We start from the raw sequence: 18,212 nt of genomic DNA, 5'->3' as shown, positions 1-18,212 counted from the left end.
ATGTCATGGCAAAACGATCGGTTGAATTCATGTTCGGATCATGGCACGTCCGGAACGCTACGGAAACGCCGGCCGTAAGGGCGGGACTCCGCCGAGGCCGAGAGACGCGCGCAAAAAAAGGGCCAACCATCGCTGGCTAGCCCTTTCGGCGGAGTTTGGTGGAGGTGGCGGGAGTCGAACCCGCGTCCGCAAGCCCTACGCTCTCGGTCCTACATGCTTGTCCTGTCTATTGCTTTAACCGCGTACTACCCGACAGGCAGGGAAGATACTCGGCGAGTCCGGTTTGAGTTTTAGTGGATCCACGCCGGACGCGCTTCACCACGAGCTTGTGAGAGTCGACGCCTGGGTTCCGGACGCACAAGCACGGCTCCGGCCAGACGGCACCCTACAGGGTTTTAAGCTGCGAGTGCGTAGTTGTCGTCGTTGGCAACTATTGGTTTTGCAGTTGTTTAACGAGGAGACTACACCTCGGCATGCACCTTGAGTTTCGCGACCCACGTCGAAGCCGTATCACCCCCGGTTGATTAACAGTGTTGGGACTGTCGACCCGTATTTCAAGACACTCGAAACGAATTCTTTTGCCCGATCTACTGACTGGTAAGACAGTCAACGCGTGGCAAAGGTTCCGTTACGGATATAGAGAAAAGTGGTGCCGGAGAGAGGAGTCGAACCCCCGACCTTGTCATTACGAATGACCTGCTCTACCAACTGAGCTACTCCGGCGCGGGACCGGGCATTCTTGTCGTTTTGCCCTGTCTTGTCAATCGGCGGCACCGGCGGCTTTGTCGAGCTCGCCGACCAGCCGATTGCGAGCCGCATACAGTCGTTTCTCAAGCGCCGGGCGGCGTGTTTCCCAGTCACGCCACATCGCCTCGAACTGGGCGTCCTGCCAGGCCGAGAGTCGGATGATGTCGTCGCGTACGCCGGCGAAGGTCTGGCTCAAGGGTCTGGCCTGCTTGCCCGGACGGGCGAGAGGCGCGGGTAATGCGTCGGTCAGTAGCCAGCCGGCGTAATCGGCCAGGTGCGCACGGAAGACCACCAGATCGTGCAGGTCGCCCAGCCAGTCCTGAACGGTCTTGAGATCGGCCAGCATGGAGTCGACCACGGCAAAGGGCTCGTGCATGGGTTCGATCAGGTAGCGCAGATGCTTGACCTGGATGCGTGCCGCGTGGAACCCCGAACGACCGGACGACAGGTCCCGCTCGATTTGCTCGGTCATCATGGCAACCTGGCTCGCGAACCAGCGGTCGAACGGGGTAGTGCCCTTGCGTGCCCGCGGCTTGAGGCCCGGCTTGACGTCAAACGCCAGATCAACGCCCGCCGGCTGACGTTCATCGGCGAGACGACGTATCCGCGCCGCGACATCGGCGCCGTCGGCATCTCGAGCCACGCGATCGAGCAATTCCAGCATCACCTCGTGATCGCGCATCGGGCTGCTGGCCCGGGCCAGCGCCTTGAGGCGCCGCCGTGTCGACTTGCGCGTTCGAACCACGTCGCGCGACAACCGCAACCAGACACGCAGGCGCCGCAACTCGACCCGCAGGTCGTGCAGGGCCTCGGGGTCATCATCGGCCGCCTCGAGGTAATGGGCCCAGGCACGACGAAAAACGGCCTGCTGGGCGCGAATGAGCACGGCAGCGACCTCGCCGGCCGGCTGGGTAAGGAAATCGGCATCCAGTTGCCGAGCGTGCTTCTTGGCCTGCCCCATACCTCTGTCCTCCGGCATCGATGGCGGAACTCCGAGCCCCTGACTCGTGTCTTCCCGAGGCGGCATGACGCCGCCGACTCCGCGTTCCTCAATGGGGAGAGGTCTGCAGGCCGCCGTTGCGACTGACGCCACGCTGGGCCGACGAGTCGCTCGTTGCCAAGATGGCACCGCCGGCGTACCGGCGGCCACGTCAGGACGACGCCGAGCGCCATCAGATTCGTGCAGACCTGCCCTACCGTCTATCATGGCCCACCGGCCGCCATCCATCAAAGACTTGCCGCCATGTCCCGTCCCTTGCTCCATCTCAATCACGGTCAGCTGCCCGCCACGCTGGCCGGACTGGTCCTGCTCGGCGTTCTGAGCCCGGCCACTGCCCAGACAGCCACGCCCGACTGGTCGGCGTGCGCCAAGATCGATGCCGACGCGGAACGGCTGGCCTGCTTTGATCGACTGGCCTCGAGCGGACCGGCTGCTATCGAGGACGACGCCACGCAGGACGAGGAGCGTCGTCAATCGCCCAGCGCCAGCAGCGATGCGATCGACACCGGCTCGAAAGCGGACCAAGAGGCCACCATCCCGCTGATCAACGAGTCCGAGCCGGTCGCCCTGGAGCGTCGACTGCAGTCGGAACAGTCGGGCGAGCGCAATCCGTTCGTGATGCGCAGCTACCGACCCAACTACATCATGCCGGCGACCTACACGCCCACCGACCTGTCGCGCGACGTCTACGACTTCGAGCCGCAACACGCCGAGACCAAGTTCCAGCTGTCGTTCCAGTTCGACTGGTTCGAGGACCCGTTCGGCCCCAACACCGCCCTGTATTTCGGCTATACCCAACTCTCGCTCTGGCAGACCTACAACACCAAGCTGTTGGGCGAGGAGCAGGACGCCTCGTCTCCGTTCCGCGAGACCAACTACGAGCCCGAGCTGGGCCTGACCCTCGAGACGGATTTCTCGCTGGCCGGCCTAACCTTCAAGCGCAGCCGGTTGTCGCTGATCCATACTTCCAACGGCCAGGGCGGCGAGCGCTCGCGCAGCTGGAATCGGCTGGCCGCAAGCACCTCGTTCGGTCGGGGCAATTTCGCCGGCCGCCTGCGCGGCTGGTACCGACTACCCGAGGCCGACGAGGACGAAAACCCCGATATCACCGACTACATGGGCTACGGCGATTTACTGCTCGCCTACAAGTGGAACGATCAGACCATCGCCGCCACCCTGCGCAACAACCTCGATTTCGCCAACAACAAGGGCGCGATCCAGGTCGACTACAGCTTCCCGCTGTCAAATCGCGTCAAGGGCTACGTGCAGTACTTCAACGGCTACGGGGAAAGCCTGATCGACTACAATCGCTCGGTCAGCCGCATCGGTGTGGGCATTGCCCTGACCGACTGGCTCTGATCCATTCCTCACTGCCCGCGCACCCATGATTTCCACCGCCCTGCGTTTCAGCGCCGAAACCGTGATCAATCGGCTGATTGAGCGTGATCCGAACGCGCGCGCCCGGCTGGCCGACCTGGCCGGCCTGGTAATTGCCCTCGAGATCGAACACCCCAGCCTGACGCTGACCGTCACGCCCACCACCAACGGGCTGATGTGGCGCGCCGCGGACGATCTGCCGCCCGACGCCCGCATTCATACCAGCGGGCCGGCGTTGCTGGCCGCCCTACAGCGCGAGCACAGCTCGGACTCGCTGTTTACCGGTGATCTCGTGATCGAGGGCGATGAACAGACGGCCACCCGTTTCCTGCGCGCCTTGAGCGAACTCGACATCGACTGGGCCGACTGGCTGGCGGAAAAAGTCGGCGTCTCGGCCGCCGGCCTGGTCGAACAGACAGCGCGAGAGGTTGAACGCACCGCGAGCGAATGGCGCGAAACCCGCCGCATCGAGCAACACGACTACCTGGTGCACGAGGCCCGGGTCATCGCCGACGACCTCGACCTGGCGGCCTTTCTCGAGGGCGTGGACGAGGCGCGCGCCGGCGTGGAAAGACTCGAGCGACGGATCGGGCGACTCGATGCCACGTCAACCGCCCACGCCAACAAAGCAAACCGCCGGGAGGCCTGATGCGACCAAGACTGCTCTGGCGACTGGTGGTCATCCAGTTCGTGCTGCTGCGCCACGGTCTCGACGAGATCGTGCTGGCGCTCAAGATCTTCCGCCCGATCCGTTTTCTCAAATTCACGTCGCCCTGGTACTGGTTTTCCAACAACCGGCAACGCACGCGCGGCGAACGGCTGGTCGCCGCGCTCGAGGATCTCGGACCGATCTTCGTCAAGTTCGGCCAGATGCTCTCCACGCGGCGCGACCTGTTGCCGCCGGACCTGTCCGAGGCGCTCTCGGCGCTGCAGGACCGGGTGCGCCCGTTCCCGGCCGAGCTTGCCCGCCAGCGCATCGAGGCGGCACTGGGCGACTCGGTCACCGAGCACTTCGCCCGCTTCGAGGCCGAACCGCTCGCCTCGGCCTCGATCGCCCAGGTGCATGCCGCCACGCTGGACGACGGCCAGGAGGTGGTCGTCAAGATCACCCGACCGGGCATCCATCGGCGCATCCGCAGTGATCTCGAGATCCTCTACACCGTGGCCCGACTGGCCGAACGCTACTGGTCGGAAGGCCCGCGCCTGCACCCGGTCGAGGTGGTACGCGAGTTCGACAAGACCCTGATGAACGAGCTCGACCTGCAGCGCGAGGCGGCCAACGCCGCCGAACTCAAGCGCCAGTTCGAGGGATCGAAGATGCTCTACGTCCCCGAGGTCTACTGGGACTGGTGCCGCACCGACGTGCTGGTCCAGGAGCGCATTCACGGCATTCCGATCGCGCGCATGGACCTGCTGCGGGCGGCCAACGTGAACATGAAGCGGCTGGCCGAGCGCGGCGTCGAGGTGTTCTTCACCCAGGTGTTCAAGCACAACTTCTTCCACGCCGACATGCACCCGGGCAACATCTTTGTCGACGCGACCGACCCCGACCAACCCCGCTACATGGCGGTGGACTTCGGCATCGTCGGCTCGCTGATGCCCGAGGACCAGCGCTATCTCGCCGAGAACTTCCACGCCTTCTTCAACCGCGACTACCGCCGGGTGGCCGAGCTGCACGTCGAGTCCGGCTGGGTGCCGAACACCACCCGCGTGGAGGAATTCGAGGCGGCGATCCGCACGGTCTGCGAGCCGATCTTCCAAAAGCCGCTCCGGGAGATCTCCTTCGGCCACTTCCTGCTGCGACTGTTCCAGGTCGCGCGCCAGTTCGACATGGAAGTCCAGCCGCAGCTGGTGCTGCTGCAAAAGACCCTGCTCGCCATCGAAGGGCTGGGCCGCGAGCTCTACCCGGACCTCGACCTCTGGCAGACCGCCAAGCCGTTCATCGAACGCTGGATGCGCGAGCGCATCGGCCCGAAGGCCTTCCTCGAGCGCTTCAAGGACGAGCTGCCGTATCTCAACCAGCACCTGGCCGAGTTGCCCCGCCTGTCGATCCAGGCCATGCAACAGGTCCATCGCCAGTCGGAACTGCTCGAGGGGCAACGACAGGAACTGGCAGCGATACGCGAACAGGCTTGCCGCGACCGCGCCCGCAATCGCCTGACCCTGATCGGTGCCCTGTTGCTGGTCGTGTTCCTCGCCACCCAGGGCCGGGGCCTCGAGGAGAGCGGACTGATGGGATTGGGCTGGCTGGGCTGGGCGGAACTCATCGCCGCAGCCGGCTTCCTCTTCGCCGCCTTGCGGCGCTGACGGCGAAGGTCGCACCGGCGCCCGTTGGGCGCGTTGCTCGGCTTAAACGGGGACAGCCGCTATGGCGGCTTTCGCGCGGGGGCCGCGCTCCCACAGGCGGCAATGCGGAAGCTGGGCGAGATGGTTGGCCCGCCCCCCCTCTGGGCGTCAACCACGGGAAAGCCTCGACCAACTGACCTCTGAGCTCTGATCTCTTCAAGCTTCCAGCTATCAGCTATCAGCTTCAGACTCACAAACAAAAACCCCCGCAGCCATCGGCTACGGGGGCTTTTCGATTCAGCGAGAGCGGATGGCTCAGTCGTTGCCCATCAGCTGCTCGAGGATCGCCGGGTTCTCCAGCGTCGAGGTATCGCCTTCCGGCGGCTCGCCCTTGGCGATGCCGCGCAGCAGGCGGCGCATGATCTTGCCCGAGCGGGTCTTGGGCAGGTTGTCGCCGAAGCGGATCTCCTCGGGCTTGGCGATCGGCCCGATCTGCTCGGCCACCCAGTCCCGCAGCGTCTTGACCATCGCCTCGGCGGCCTCGCCCTGCGGGCGGTCGCCCTTGACCACGACGAAGGCAACGATCGACTCGCCCTTCACGTCGTGCGGGCGGCCGACCACGGCGGCCTCCGCCACCTCCGGATGCGCCACCAGCGCGGACTCGACTTCCATGGTGCCCAGGCGGTGCCCGGAGACGTTGATGACGTCGTCGATGCGGCCCATGATCCAGATGTAGCCATCCTGATCACGACGCGCGGAGTCGCCCGCCAGGTAGTAGCCCGGCAGGTTGTCCGGGAAGTAGGTGCGCTGGAAACGCTCGTCGTCGCCCCAGATGGTGCGCAGCATCGACGGCCAGGGCTTCTTGATCACCAGGTTGCCGCCGCTTTCGGTCGGTACCGAGTGGCCGTGGTCGTCGACCACGTCGGCAATGATGCCCGGCAGCGGCAAGGTGCAGGACCCCGGCACCAGGTCGATCGCCCCCGGGATCGGCGCGATCGCGTGTGCGCCGGTCTCGGTCTGCCACCAGGTGTCGGTGATCGGGCAACGCCCCCCACCGATCACCTGGTGGTACCAGACCCAGGCCTCGGGGTTGATCGGCTCGCCCACCGTGCCCAGCAGGCGCAGGCTGGAGAGATCGTACTTGTTGGGCACCTCGTCACCGAGCTTCATCAGCGCGCGGATGGCGGTCGGCGCGGTGTAGAAGACGCTCACCTTGTGGCGCTCGACCATGTCCCAGAAGCGGCCACCGTCCGGGTAGGTCGGCACGCCCTCGAAGATCACCTGGGTCACGCCCAGCGCCAGCGGGCCGTAGGTGACGTAGGTGTGACCGGTGATCCAGCCGACGTCGGCGGTGCACCAGTAGACATCGTCGTCATTCAGGTCGAACACCCAGGAAGAGGTCATCGCTGCGTTTACCAGATAACCGCCCGAGGAGTGGACGATACCCTTGGGCTTGCCGGTCGAGCCCGAGGTGTAGAGGATGAACAGCGGGTGCTCGGCCTCGACCATGACCGGCTCGCACTCGGCCGGCTGGCCGTCGATCGCCTCGGCCCAGGTCAGCTCCTTCACACTGGAGGTCCCGGTGGCTACGCCACCGATGTGCTCGAGCATGATGACGGCCTCGACCGACGGGCAGCCGTGTTCGAGGGCCTTGTCCACCTGCCCCTTGAGGATGACCTTCTTCCCGCCACGCATGTTGCCGTCGGCGGTGATTACCAGCTTGGCCTCGGTGTCGTTGATCCGATCGCGCAGCGCCTCGGCGGAGAAGCCGCCGAAAACCACCGAGTGGATCGCACCGATGCGCGCGCACGCCAACATGGCCACGGTCGCGTCCGGGATCATCGGCAAGTAGATGACGACACGATCGCCCTTCTCGATGCCCTGCGCCTTGAGCGCGTTGGCAAATTTCGCCACGCGATCGTGCAACTCCTGGTAAGAGATATGCGTGACGCTGCCGTCGTCCGACTCGCCGATGATGGCGGTCTTGTCGGCCTTGGCCGGCAGGTGACGATCGATGCAGTTGGCCGAGACGTTGAGCTTACCGTCGGCAAACCACTTGAAGAACGGCGCGTTCGAGTCGTCCAGCGTCTGGGTGAACGGCGTGTCCCAGGTAACGAACTCGCGCGCGAGCCGCGCCCAGAAGCCCTCGAAATCGCGCTCGGCCTCGGCGACCAGCTCGTCGAAGGCCGCCCGAGACCCGATTCTCGCCCGCTCCGAAAATTCCGGCGCCGGCGAGAAGACACGGTTCTCGCTCAGAATGGACTCGAGGTTATCCATATAGACTCCATCGGTAATCGTGTATCGGTTTGTCGCACCTGTAATAGAAGCAGGCACCGCCCCGGCACGGGACCGGGGCAATCGCACCGCGCAAGATTAGCAAAATTCGCCGCGTGGCTGGGAAGCACCTTGTCCGACTTAGCAGGCACATCCCGAAAAAAATGACAGAAACCGCCGCTAACCGGTTGGTGGAAAAGGGATTGCCTCCGGCCGATTTCACTTATGCACAGAAGCTGTGGACAACCTAGTGGAAAACACGCCAACAACCACGCCGGACAAAGCCCGATCAGGCAGTTGCACGGATTGCGCATTTTTTGGCCAGTCGGATCAGCCCACCTCGGCAAATTAAATAACATGTTGTTATACATGGTTATTGTCATTTCGCGACGCCACTGGCGAACGATCGCCCCGGCGGGGCTTGGCGCCCTGGCGCTGCTTGTGGTAGATCGGCATAAAAGACGGCCTGATTGTGGATAAAAAAGTGGACAACCGGTCTGAAAAGGTGGGAAATCCTCGCCGATCCGTTGTCAGATCAGGCGTTTCGCTGCCATGGTCCCGAGCCGGCACGCCATACTGTCCGTCGACATGCACGCTGTCCGCCGAAATATAAACTCCGCGGACACGACCCACCGAGAGCGAGCCCGATGCGGGACGACGAATTGATCACGGCCTTCATCGAGGCACTCTGGCTGGAGGAAAACCTGGCGGAGAACAGTCGCGCGGCCTACCGACGCGACCTGGAATTGACCGCGCGCCGACTCTCGGGGACCGCCGCACTGGACGAAAGCCGCGCCCTGGCCGACGCCGACGGCAATGCCCTGAACCGCCTTCTCGGCGAGCGACTGGCCGAGGGGGCGGCCCCACGTTCCGTGGGCCGCATGCGCTCGGCCCTGCGCCGGTTTTATGCCTGGGCCAATCGCGAGGGATTGATCCAGCCCAACCCGGCCACCGACCTGCCAGCACCGCGCCGCCCCCGCGCGCTGCCGACCGATCTGAGCGAGGCCGACGTCGAGGCCCTGCTGAACGCCCCCGACACCGGCTCGCCGCTGGGCCTGCGCGACCGCGCCATGCTCGAGACGCTCTACGCCACCGGCCTGCGGGTCTCGGAACTGGTCAACCTGAGACTCAACGAGATCCATCTCGCCCACGGCCTGGCGCGCATCACCGGCAAGGGCGGGCGCGAACGCCTGGTGCCGATCGGCGACGAGGCGATCGACTGGCTGCGCCGCTACCTCGACCAGGCGCGACCGACGATGCTGGGCGAGCGACAGACCGCGGCCGTGTTCGTCACCAACCGGGCCACGCCCCTGACCCGCCAGGCCTTCTGGTACCGCCTCAAGCACCATGCCCGCGAGGCCGGGTTGGCGCGACTGCCCTCACCTCATACCCTGCGACATGCCTTTGCCACGCACCTGCTCAATCACGGCGCCGATCTGCGCGCCCTGCAGATGCTGCTAGGGCACGCCGATCTGTCAACCACTCAGATCTACACGCATGTGGCCACCGCCCGTCTGCAGGCCCTGCACGCCGAGCACCACCCGCGCGGCTGATGCGCCGACAGGGGGTGATAGCCCATCGATGCCGGTCAATATCGCCAACGCTCGCCGTGACCTTGCAGGGATGCCACAATTACGTGGCGATTACGGAACCCCGCCGGGACTCGGCACTCCAAGTTCGGGCCGCCGGCCGAATATCCGGACACGACCATACAAACCCAGGTTGATTACCCAATGCGAAACACTCGTCTCCCGCTTGCCACCCGTCGCGGACTGACCGCGCTGCCCCCGGCTTTCGCCCTGGCCTTCGCCCTGGCCTTGCCGAGCACCGCGGTGATGGCCGACGACAAGGATGCGATCACCGCCAGCATCCAGAAACACATGCCGGGCGTACCGATCGACTCGATCGAGGAAACACCCGCCAAGGGCATCTACGAGCTGACCTCCAACGGGCAGATCGCCTACGTCACCGCCGACGGCAAGTACCTGATCGCCGGCGACCTGATCGACGTCGAGAACCGCCAGAACCTGACCCAGGGCAAGCAGGATGCCCAGCGCATCGCCGCGCTCGAGGACGTACCCGGTGAGCGCAAGCTGGTCTACCCGGCCGACGGCGAGACCAGGCATTCGATCACCATCCTCACCGACCCGACCTGCCCGTTCTGCGACAAGCTCCACAAGGAACTGCCGAAATTGCGTGAGGCCGGCGTCGAGGTGACCTACATCCTCACGCCGCGACAGGGGCCGGGTTCGAAAGGCTTCGAGATCTCCTCGAAAGTGGCCTGCGCCGATGACCCGAAGGACGCCCTCGATCGCGCCATGAAGGGCGGCTCGGTCGATGCCCAGGCCTGCCGCAATGACATGATCAAGGAGAACATGGCGCTCTCCAGCCGTCTGGGCATGAGCGGCACCCCGTACACCATCCTGCCCAACGGGGCGGCCATGCCCGGCTACCGTCCGGCCAACGTCGTGCTGCAGGCCATCGAGCAAAGCGGCGGCTGAGCACCTCGCCTCACTCGATGACCGACCCCGCGCCTTCCCGACGCGGGGTTTTTTGTTTGCGGGTCCCCGACGGATCTCGATGAATCGTCAGGGCGCCCGGGGCCGTCAAGCCATTGACGATCGACGGGCGCCTGCATCCGACGCCCGCGCAGACGTCGCCCCGATACCAACAGCTGCCTTCGGCATGATTCTGGCTAGACCTGCCCCACGCGCGACGGCGTGGACGAAAAGTCCCGCGCTTCGCTAAAGTCGGCCGCCGATCGACCGATAGAACCAACAAGACGAGCGAGAGCCCCTCACCGCAAAGTCACCCATGACCCCGCTGCCGCGGGTGTTTCCAAAGTGACGGCAGGGCGACTCGAGCCACTACAGGAGCATTGCCACCACCATGACCATCAAGGCCAAACTCATCCTGCTCGTGGTCCTTGCCGGCGCCGCCACGGTCGCCACCAGCCTGTTCGGCATCTATGCCGAACTCAAGGGCCACGAACTCGCCGAGAAGAACCACGAGTTGCGCATCATGCCGATCAACCACGTCGGCACCTCGGTGCAGTTGCTCAACCAGATGACCACCCAGTCGTTGCTGGCACTGCAACACGATCCGCAGGGGCGTACGGCCGCGATGCACGCTCACGGCATCGACCAGCACATGGACATCATCCGGGACAACCTCGCGGCGCTCGAGGAGGTCAACGCCAAGATCGCCACCATCGAGCACCGCCAGACCGAGTCCAACGAGGCTCAGCAGGCCCTGTTCTCGACGCAGGAAGAACTGGTCAACGTCGCCTTCCTGCCGCTGATCCAGAAACTTGAGGAAGGCAACTACGTCGGTGCCCAGGCCTTGCTGATCCTTACCCTCACCGAAGTGCTGCCGAGATTCGAGCAGGCAGCGAGCACCTACGAGGGCATCCTGCGCGACAACATGGAGGAGGAGCTAGCCCGCACCAGTGAGCGGGTCGAGCAAGACGTGATGATCTCGCTGGGCATCACGGTGATCAACGTCCTGATCATCATCATGATCGCCGCCTGGATCATCCATGGCGTCACGCGTGGCCTCAAGGCGGCCGACCGCTTTGCCACCAACTTCGCCGAGGGCAACCTCAACGAGCCGGTGCAACTCGACAGCCGCGACGAGATCGCCGAGATCATCACCCACATGAACACCGCGCGCGAATCCCTGCGCGATACCCTCAAACGCATCGGCGAGGCCTCCGAGCAGCTGGCTTCCGCCGCGGAGGAGACCTCGGCGGTCTCCGAGCAGACCGATCGTGGCGTGGCGCGTCAGATGCAGGAGATCGAGCAGGTCGCCGCAGCCATGAACCAGATGACCGCCACCGTCGAGGACGTGGCCCGCAATGCCTCGGATGCCTCGCAGAGTGCGCAGTCGGCCAACGACTCAGCCAAGCACGGCCAGACCATCCTCGGCAATGCAGTCAACGCGGTGGGCATCCTCTCCGACGAGATCCGCCAGTCCTCGGACACAATCGACTCGCTCAAGGCCGAATCCGAGGAGATCGGCAAGGTGCTCGACGTGATCGGCGCGATCGCCGACCAGACCAACCTGCTGGCCCTCAACGCGGCGATCGAGGCCGCCCGTGCCGGCGAACACGGGCGCGGCTTCGCCGTGGTCGCCGAAGAAGTCCGCGCGCTGGCCTCGCGCACACAGGGCTCCACGGAAGAGATCCACGGCATGATCGATCGGCTGCAATCACGCTCGAACGCGGCCGTGGCCGCGATGCAGCGCGCGCACAACCAGGTCGATCACAGCACCCAGGCCATGTCGGAGACCGAGGCGGCCCTGGGCGAGATTGCCCAGGGCGTCAACGGCATCAACGATCTCAACTTCCAGATCGCCAGCGCCGCCGAGGAGCAGAGCGCCGTGGCCGAGGAGGTCAACCGCAATGTGCAGACCATCTCGCAGATCAGCGAGGAATCGGCACAGGGGGCCACCCAGACCAAGACGGCCTCGGCCGAACTCGCCCGTCTGGCCGAGGAGCTGCAAGCGCGACTGGCCGGCTTCAAGCTTTAAGCCGCCGGTCGGCACACGCGCTGAAACAACAAAACCCGCCATCCGGCGGGTTTTTTGTGATGACCTCACTTGAGAAAGCACGAACCCTTGGGGTGATCGGAAAGCGACCTTACTGCAGGCGCCCCGAGGAAGCGCTAGGCTTGTCGCCTTTGCCTCCACCTTGACGTTCAGGCCGCCCATGCAATCACACGCCCAACCCAACCGCTCGCCGATCGTCCTGGTCGGCTACGGCGATGTCGCACGACGACTCGCCCATCGACTGACCGACCACGAGCTCGTCGCCATCGGCCGCCACCCGGCTGACTGCCCCGCCGGCCATCAAGGTCGTTGGCAATCTGTCACGATCGACCTGGACGACGAGGATCACCTTCCCGCCGAGGCAACGCCGCAGGGCGCGATCTGGATCTACCTCGCCCCACCGCCGCGCCGGGGACAGACCGATACCCGCCTGGCCAAATGGATGGCCGAGGCCTCGAACCCGCCGAGCGGCCTGATCTACATCAGCACCACCGGCGTCTACGGCGATCGGGGCGGGAACTGGGTGGACGAGTCGACACCGCCGGCCCCGGCCCACGATCGGGGGCATCGGCGCCTGAATGCCGAGGGCCAGTGCCAACGGTACGCGCAAGCTAACCAGATCCCCGCCTGCACGCTGCGCGTGACGGGCATCTACGCCTGCGATCGTCTGCCCGTGGATAAGGTCCGCCAGGGCACACCCGTGCCCGCCGGGCCCGAGGCACCCTGGTCCAACCGCATCCATGCCGAGGATCTGTCCGACATCCTGCGTCTGTTGATCGATCGCATCGAAACGGGCCACCCCCTCACCGGCACCTTCAATGTCTCCGACAACCAGCCCACCCCGACCAACGTCACCTACCGCCAGATCGCCGCGCACTTTGGCCTGCCGCAACCGCCGGAGGCATCGCTGGCCACCGTCCTCGAGCAGGCCAGCCCGATGGCACGCGAGTTCCTGAGCGAATCCCGTCGCGTGGATGCCAGCGCCATCCAGCGCGCGCTCGGGTGGACGCCGCGCTATCCCGGCCTCGCCGCGGCCTTGGCCGACTGCCCGAGATTCGATTGACCCGCATACTACTGCCGATAACGCCGGGGAATACCGCAGGAAAAGCCCCGGCAAAAGCGCCACCCCATGCTTTTCAAGGTGAAGGGCGCATGCCCTCCGGATACGATCACTCGGCTTCACCGCGCCCTTCTCGTTGTAGCGCCTGTATCCACATCAAAAACAAAAAAGGCGCCCGAAGGCGCCTTTGTGGTTCCGACCAATCTCAGGATTGGTTAGAACTTGTGGACCACGCCCAAGGAGAAGGCGTTGCTGTCGTTGCCCAGCTCGCTAGTGTCCACGGCTGCGTCTTCGCCGTGACCAGTCTTGTAGCCGACCCGATAGTCACCGATACCACTCTCGTTGGACACGGCGGCATAAGCAACGTAGACCGTGGTCTGCTTGCTCAGCTTGTAGTCGTAGCCAATCGCCCACAGGTCAGCACCGGTGTCAGCGTGGCTATCCACTTCGCTGGCAGCAAAGTAGTGGCCCTTGATGGTGCTCTTGCCAAAGCTGTAAGCGGCACCGACACCCCACATGCTCATATCGCCGCCGAACTCGTCCAGGGCGACACCCTGAGACTCGGTGAGATAGTTGACGTTTTCAACGCCCTGGTACAGGCCCATGACCTTGAAGCCATCCATCTTGTACTGCGCTGCGATACGGTAAGCAGTCTGCTCGTCTTCATAGTTAGCTTGCTCAGCACGGTTATGCTGCTCGTAGCCAGCGATGATGCCGAAACCACCAACCTCATAGGACGCGTTTGCACTGATCGCATCGGTGCGATTATCCAGCACGTCATCACCGTTCAGGTCCTGGGTGTCGGTGTCCGAGATGTAGGCGACGGTTGCACCAAAGCCACCCATATCTGGGGTGGAGTAGGCAATCTGGTTATCGTAGCGCTGATCCCAGTTGTTGGTGCTCGAACCGAGCGCACGGCCGCGGACGATGGCGCGCGCATCACCGATGGTGTCACCGAACAGGTCGTACTTGCCGCGGACGCCCTTAAACGGGGTGTCGTGACGACCAAAGATGACCGTACCCCAGTTGCCAGAAAAGCCAACGAACGTGTTGCGTGCACCGCCGATGCCGGCGCCTTCACCACCCCAGTCGACCTGCTCTTCCCACTTGTAGACCAGGGACAGGTCGTCGGAGATCGCTTCCTTGCCCTTGACGCCGAGACGCGAGGAGTTGGAAGCGAGGCTGTAGTCGGCGTTATCAACAACGTCACCGCCCCAGAAATCATATGACGCATGAATCTTGCCGTACAGGGTGGTATCGGCGATGGCAGCCGCTGGAGCGGCGATCGCGGCCGAAACGGCCATGGCGATGATGTGCTTTTTCATCAGTGGAACTCCCGAAATCAAATGAAATTTGCAAAGGTCCGGACGGGCTGGCCGTCAGACGCTGGGCATGCTGCGGTTAGGGAGTGACAGGATGATTACGGCGCCACAGCGGTCCCAGCGATGCGTTGTAAGAAAACAACTCGTTTTTGCAGGGAGTCGGTATTGAGCGTGGGCCTATGGCGGCGTGGCGGCCGAACTAAAAAAACGCCCGGCAGGGCGTTTTCCTCTTGCAACAAAAAAGGCGCCCGAAGGCGCCCTTGTGGTTCCGATCTATCTCAGGATCGATTAGAACTTGTGGACGATACCCACGGAGAAGGAGTTGCTGTCTTCGCCAGTAGCATCCAGAACCGGGCTTTCGCCATGACCGGTACCGCTAGCCAGAACGTAGTCGCCGCTATCGCTGGTCATGGACCCGTAAGCAGCGTAGACGCTGGTCTGCTTGCTCATCTTGTAGTCGTAACCAACGGCCCACAGGTCGGCAGCGCTGTCATTAACGCCGTCCACGTCGTCTGCGGTGTAATACTGCGCCTTGATGGTGCTGTTGCCGAAGCTGTAGGCGCCGCCGAGGCCCCACATGTCGACTTCTGCGCCGTCTACAAAGCCGAGATCGCTGATGCTCTGGTACAAACCGACGATCTTGAAGCCGCCCATCTTGTAACCAGCGCCAACACGATAAGCTTCTTCGCTATCGGTTGCGAAGGTATCGCCGTCGCCATTCATGTCCGCGGCATTGTGGATCTCGTAAGCGCCATCGATGGAGAACCCACCAACGCTGTAACCCGCGCTAACGCTCCAAGCATCAAACTTGTTGCTGTCGTAGGTACGAGTAGTGCCATCAACGGTTTCCGTATCCCAATCAGATACGTAAGCGACCATTGCGTTGAAGCCACCCATATCCGGAGTAGCGTACACAAGCACGTTGTTCATGCGCTCGTCAAAACCAACGGTGTTGCCACCAGCTGCCGAGTTGGCGCCACGGCCGCGGATGATTGCGCGAGAATCGCCAACGGTGTCGCCGAACAGATCGTACTTACGACCAACGCCCTTCATCGGGGTGTCATGACGACCAGCAAGGGCAGTACCCCAATCGCCAGTGAAGCCGACGTACGTATTACGCGCGCCACCGATACCACCGCCGGTGTCGCCCCAGTCAACTGCCTCTTCCCACTTGTAGATCAGCGCCAGGCCATCGGAGATTTGCTCCTTGCCCTTGATGCCGATGCGGGAAGAGTTGGAAGAAAAGCTGTAATCTTGGTTCGAAGCGTTATCGCCACCAAAGACGTCGTAAGACGCGTGGATCTTGCCGTACAGGGTGGTGTCGGCGATAGCGGCTGCCGGAGCGGCAACTGCAGCGGCAACTGCCATTGCAATGATGTTCTTTTTCATCGGTTCCATCTCCAATGTGGTTGTGAGATTCACAAGTTTCCCTGAGCAGGGCTTCCCTTCAGGGATGACGTCATCCTAGCCAACGACTTCAGCGCCACAACCCTGAGCCAGTGTTTTCTTTCAAAAAGACTTCCCGACTGTGACATTTTTGCAACATCGCAGTGCGGTCGATCGAGGAACGCACCACGTCAGGGCCGGTGAACACCGACCGGAACAAGCTCCGAAGCCGGTGCGGCACATTTACAACAATCGGCTTGCGAACGAACAAAATCCAGATAGGGAAATGCCTGCCTCACATTGCGCCGCGCGTAGCCCAAGCCCAGTTGAGGGACCATCGCCGTCGGCGTCACCGCGGCTCAGGCTGGCCGGCGCGCCTTCTGACACCTGACTTCTGGTCTATTCCCTCTCGACGGGGCATCGCGGCTAAAGCCGCTCCTACGGGCTCTTTCAGCTCCCCGCTTTTTTCAACACATCAAACCCACCCTGATCGGCGTGGTACGACGAGCGCACCATCGGGCCGGCGGCGACGTGGGTGAAGCCCAGCGCCTCGGCCTGGCGGCCGAGATCGGCGAAGTGCTCGGGGGAGACGAAGCGCTTGACCGGCAGGTGGTGGACCGACGGTTGCAGGTACTGGCCGAGGGTGAGCATGTCGACGCCGTGCGCGCGCATGTCGGCCAGTTCGCTCAGCAATTGCTCATCGGTCTCGCCCAGGCCGAGCATCAGGCCGGACTTGGTGGGCACGTCGGGGCAGCGGCGCTTCATCTCGGCCAGCAGATCCAGCGAGCCCTGGTAGCTCGCGCCGGGGCGCGCGGCGCGGTAGAGCTCAGGGACGGTCTCGAGGTTGTGGTTGAAGACGTCCGGTGGCTCGGCACTGAGGATGTCGATCGCCTTTTCCACCCGGCCGCGGAAGTCTGGGGTGAGGATCTCGACGATCAGTCCGGGGTTGGCCTCGCGCAGGGCGCGGATGACGTCCGCGAAGTGTTGCGCGCCGCCATCACGCAGGTCGTCGCGATCGACCGAGGTGATCACCACGTACTTCAGGCCCATGGCGCGCACCGTCTCGGCCAGGCGCGCGGGTTCCTCGGGGTCGACCGGGCGCGGCTTGCCGTGGGCGACATCGCAGAACGGGCAGCGCCGCGTGCAGATATCGCCGAGGATCATGAAGGTGGCCGTGCCGTTGTTGAAGCACTCGCCCAGATTGGGGCAGTTGGCCTCCTCGCAGACGGTATTGAGCCCCTGCTCGCGCACGACGCGCTTGAGGCGCTGGACCTCCGCCCCGCCCTGCGGCCGGGCGCGAATCCAGCTGGGCTTGCGCATCGGGGCCGACGGCTCGATCTTGACCGGGATACGCGAGACCTTGTCGGAGGAACGCATCTCCCGGGTGGGTGCGTCGGGCTTGACGGCGTTGTACGAGGCGTCGGTCATGATTCGGTTCTCCGGCTGGGTCTCCAGCGTGCGCGTGGCGCAACGGGCATCGTAGATCGCGGAGTTGCACTCCGCGTCGGCGAGTTGTACCCGCCGCTCCAAGAAAGGGCGGTCGCGTTAGCGGATATCGCGCCTGAAGGCGCTCCTACGGCGTTGATGATCTGGCCAGATCGGCGGTCAGCTCGCGGGCGATGTCGGGCAGGGCCCCGGTCTCGCCGAGCAGGCGCTTGACATCGGTGACGGCCAGACCCTCGTAGCCGCAGGGGTTGATGCGGGCGAACGGCGCCAGGTCCATGTCGATATTGAACGACAGGCCATGATAACAGCGCCCCTGGCGGATTTTCAGACCGAGGGCGGCGATCTTGGCGTCATTGACGTAGACCCCGGGGGCATCGGCCCGGCGCTCGGCAGCCACGCCCCGAGCGTCCAGCCAGTCGATCACCGCCTGTTCGAGGCGCTGCACCCAGTCGCGCGGGCCGAGTCCGGCGCGGCGCAGATCGACCAGGGTATAGAGCATCAACTGGCCGGGGCCGTGATAGGTCACCTGCCCGCCTCGATCGGTGGGCACTACCGGGATGCAACCGGGATTCAGCAAATGCTCCGGCCGACCGGCCAGCCCCTGGGTGAACACCGGCGGGTGGGTCAGGGCCCAGAAGGCATCCGGGGTCTCGGGCGTGCGCCGGGCCGTGTAGCGCCGCATGGCCGCCCAGGTGGCGCGGTAATCACGGGCTTCGCCGAGCCATCGGAATTCGGAAGATCGGGACATGCGTGGCAGGCCTGGAAC

The 18,212-nt window shown here is 64.1% G+C and carries 13 protein-coding genes, 1 tRNA gene and 1 other RNA gene; 7 read left to right on the top strand and 8 right to left on the bottom strand.

Annotated elements, in window-relative coordinates; all coding sequences use genetic code 11:
• Positions 1–156: 156 nt before the first annotated feature.
• The 3 genes from ssrA to SR882_RS02645 form a co-directional block, all read right to left on the bottom strand.
• Positions 157–518: a transfer-messenger RNA gene (gene ssrA, locus SR882_RS02655) on the bottom strand.
• Between the two features lie 129 nt (positions 519–647).
• A tRNA-Thr gene (locus tag SR882_RS02650) sits at positions 648–723 on the bottom strand.
• A 37-nt stretch (positions 724–760) separates the two neighbouring features.
• Complete coding sequence (locus tag SR882_RS02645) at positions 761–1,726, bottom strand: CHAD domain-containing protein (protein WP_322521808.1); 966 nt, start codon at positions 1,724–1,726, stop codon at positions 761–763.
• A 264-nt stretch (positions 1,727–1,990) separates the two neighbouring features.
• Here SR882_RS02645 and SR882_RS02640 point away from each other — a divergent pair, with 264 nt between their 5' ends.
• Genes SR882_RS02640 through ubiB form a run of 3 tightly spaced genes read left to right on the top strand, consistent with a single transcriptional unit; the run spans position 1,991 to position 5,431 of the window.
• A complete protein-coding gene (locus SR882_RS02640; RefSeq protein ID WP_322521807.1) occupies positions 1,991–3,106 on the top strand; it encodes a phospholipase A in 1,116 nt (371 codons plus the stop codon).
• Positions 3,107–3,131: 25 nt separating this feature from the next.
• Positions 3,132–3,773: a ubiquinone biosynthesis accessory factor UbiJ gene (locus tag SR882_RS02635; protein WP_322521806.1), complete on the top strand. Its 642-nt coding sequence runs from the start codon at positions 3,132–3,134 to the stop codon at positions 3,771–3,773.
• Positions 3,773–5,431: a ubiquinone biosynthesis regulatory protein kinase UbiB gene (gene ubiB, locus SR882_RS02630; protein WP_322521805.1), complete on the top strand. Its 1,659-nt coding sequence runs from the start codon at positions 3,773–3,775 to the stop codon at positions 5,429–5,431. Before SR882_RS02635 ends, ubiB begins: the two co-directional genes overlap by 1 nt.
• 294 nt (positions 5,432–5,725) lie before the next feature.
• Here the strand turns inward: ubiB and acs are convergent, their stop codons facing one another.
• On the bottom strand, positions 5,726–7,687 hold the full coding sequence (acs, locus tag SR882_RS02625; RefSeq protein WP_322521804.1) for an acetate--CoA ligase: 1,962 nt from the start codon (positions 7,685–7,687) through the stop codon (positions 5,726–5,728).
• A 644-nt stretch (positions 7,688–8,331) separates the two neighbouring features.
• Between acs and xerD the strand changes: the two genes are divergently transcribed.
• The 4 genes from xerD to SR882_RS02605 all read left to right on the top strand — a co-directional run bounded on the left by xerD (position 8,332) and on the right by SR882_RS02605 (position 13,295).
• The gene (gene xerD / locus SR882_RS02620) at positions 8,332–9,237 is read left to right on the top strand and encodes a site-specific tyrosine recombinase XerD (RefSeq protein WP_322521803.1); all 906 of its coding nucleotides are present in this window, start codon (positions 8,332–8,334) and stop codon (positions 9,235–9,237) included.
• 180 nt (positions 9,238–9,417) lie between these two features.
• Positions 9,418–10,185 (top strand): DsbC family protein, encoded by a 768-nt coding sequence (locus tag SR882_RS02615; protein WP_322521802.1) that lies wholly within the window; start codon positions 9,418–9,420, stop codon positions 10,183–10,185.
• Positions 10,186–10,573: 388 nt separating this feature from the next.
• Positions 10,574–12,214 (top strand): methyl-accepting chemotaxis protein, encoded by a 1,641-nt coding sequence (locus SR882_RS02610; protein WP_322521801.1) that lies wholly within the window; start codon positions 10,574–10,576, stop codon positions 12,212–12,214.
• A 178-nt stretch (positions 12,215–12,392) separates the two neighbouring features.
• Positions 12,393–13,295: an NAD-dependent epimerase/dehydratase family protein gene (locus SR882_RS02605; RefSeq protein ID WP_322521800.1), complete on the top strand. Its 903-nt coding sequence runs from the start codon at positions 12,393–12,395 to the stop codon at positions 13,293–13,295.
• A 212-nt stretch (positions 13,296–13,507) separates the two neighbouring features.
• On the opposite strand, the gene SR882_RS02600 is transcribed toward SR882_RS02605, so the two are convergent.
• The 4 genes from SR882_RS02600 to lipB all read right to left on the bottom strand — a co-directional run bounded on the left by SR882_RS02600 (position 13,508) and on the right by lipB (position 18,194).
• Positions 13,508–14,617, bottom strand: a complete 1,110-nt coding sequence (locus SR882_RS02600; protein ID WP_322521799.1) for a porin — start codon at positions 14,615–14,617, stop codon at positions 13,508–13,510.
• Between the two features lie 285 nt (positions 14,618–14,902).
• On the bottom strand, positions 14,903–16,003 hold the full coding sequence (locus tag SR882_RS02595; protein WP_322521798.1) for a porin: 1,101 nt from the start codon (positions 16,001–16,003) through the stop codon (positions 14,903–14,905).
• Positions 16,004–16,450: 447 nt separating this feature from the next.
• Positions 16,451–17,428 (bottom strand): lipoyl synthase, encoded by a 978-nt coding sequence (lipA, locus tag SR882_RS02590; RefSeq protein WP_322521797.1) that lies wholly within the window; start codon positions 17,426–17,428, stop codon positions 16,451–16,453.
• A gap of 145 nt (positions 17,429–17,573) precedes the next feature.
• Positions 17,574–18,194 (bottom strand): lipoyl(octanoyl) transferase LipB, encoded by a 621-nt coding sequence (gene lipB, locus SR882_RS02585; protein WP_322521796.1) that lies wholly within the window; start codon positions 18,192–18,194, stop codon positions 17,574–17,576.
• Positions 18,195–18,212: the final 18 nt, after the last annotated feature.

The organism is Guyparkeria halophila, assembly GCF_034479635.1.
In the GTDB taxonomy this organism is placed as follows: Bacteria; Pseudomonadota; Gammaproteobacteria; order Halothiobacillales; family Halothiobacillaceae; genus Guyparkeria; species Guyparkeria halophila.
The sequence above is the reverse complement of the archived record's forward strand: the minus strand, read 5'-3'. Positions and strand labels throughout refer to the sequence as shown.